Origin of the sequence: Burkholderia sp. L27(2015), from assembly GCF_009765705.1 — a bacterium.
GTDB lineage: Bacteria > Pseudomonadota > Gammaproteobacteria > Burkholderiales > Burkholderiaceae > LMUX01.
The window spans coordinates 1-801 of the sequence record NZ_LMUX01000069.1 but is presented as its reverse complement, the minus strand read 5'-3'; the positions used below and the strand labels follow the sequence as shown (position 1 = coordinate 801).

Below are 801 nucleotides of genomic sequence, written 5' to 3'. Positions count from 1 at the left end.
TGGGCTGGTAGACCAGGTGGAATTCGTTGCGCGCCAACGCCTGACGCAACTCGGTCGCGAGCTGCAGGCGCCGACGGGTATCGGCGTGCATCATCGGGGTGTAGAAGCGGAACGCGTTGCGCTCCTCGGTTTTCGCCGTATACATCGCGGCATCGGCATTCGCGATCAGCGTCGCGGCATCGATGCCATCCAGCGGATAGCCGGCCACGCCGATACTGGCGCTGAGCACAATTTCGTAGTCGTCCACGATGAACGGCTCGGACAGGGTCGCGAGCATGCGGCTGACGATCGCCCTGGCATCTTCCCGCAGACTCAGTCGGGGCAGCAGCACGGTGAATTCGTCGCCACCGATGCGCCCCGCCACATCGTCATCGGACAACTGACGTCGGATACGATCGGCCACCTTAACCAGCAGGCGATCGCCGATCGCATGGCTGTAGCTGTCGTTGACGATCTTGAATGCGTCCAGGTCGATGAACAGCACGACCGCCGCCAGCCGCTCGCGCTCGGCAATCGCGATCGCGTCGGTACAGTGCCGCTCGAACTCCGCCCGGTTCACCAGCCCGGTCAGCGGATCATGCCGCGCCAGATGCTCCAGGCGGCGCTGATTGAGCTTGGCGGTCTGAATGTTGGTGAATACCGCGACGTAGTAAAGCACCTGATGGTCCGCATCACGGATGATGCTGATACTCAGGTGTTCCGGATAGGTATCGCCGTTGCGGCGGGTGCTGAGCACTTCGCCATGCCAGTTGTGGCCTGCGGTGATGACTTCCCAGATGGAGTTCGGCAGCGGTGCTCCAC

At 62.7% G+C, this 801-nt stretch carries 1 protein-coding gene; it reads right to left on the bottom strand.

Features of this window, described 5'->3' with window-relative positions; genetic code table 11:
• Positions 1-801, bottom strand: an 801-nt coding sequence (locus tag GSQ77_RS29130; RefSeq protein WP_158907624.1) for a sensor domain-containing diguanylate cyclase, incomplete at both ends; no start/stop codon positions are given.